Here is a 447-nt window from a genome sequence, read left to right as displayed (position 1 = left end):
GTTTTAAATCGATATAAACCATACATTGGATGAGATTCATCGGGTCCGGGGGAGACACCAAAAAGGTCGTACTCCTTACATCCGTGTGCTTTGGCAATGAGCATGGCCTCTTTTTGCAACGCATAGCTTGCCATAAAGTTTTTATTCACCGTGGCAGAAGCACCATAAAGATATGTTGCCCGTTTGCCCGAAAGCACCAAAAACATTGCAGATAAGGGCATACCCTCAGCCTCGGCAAGCAGCAACTTCACCTGTGCAGGAGATGCGGTGTTGTTGGCACGCGCCAATAGAACCGCCTCAAAGTAGTCACGCGGATGAAGAAACAGGCCATTTCGAATTGTTGTTTGCCGGTACAATTCATACCAAACATCCAAATCCTCCATCGCCAATTCACGTACTGTCACTCCTTTGCGTTGAGCTAAGCCAATGTTGTAACGGGTTTTGGGC

The 447-nt window shown here is 47.4% G+C and carries 1 protein-coding gene; it reads right to left on the bottom strand.

From position 1 onward, the window contains the following. Positions 1 to 447: peptidoglycan bridge formation glycyltransferase FemA/FemB family protein (locus C6366_RS21075; RefSeq protein ID WP_146164946.1), on the bottom strand; the 447-nt coding region annotated here is incomplete at both ends.

It is taken from the genome of Desulfonatronum sp. SC1 (genome assembly GCF_003046795.1).
Lineage (GTDB): Bacteria > Desulfobacterota > Desulfovibrionia > Desulfovibrionales > Desulfonatronaceae > Desulfonatronum.
The sequence above is the reverse complement of the archived record's forward strand: the minus strand, read 5'-3'. Positions and strand labels throughout refer to the sequence as shown.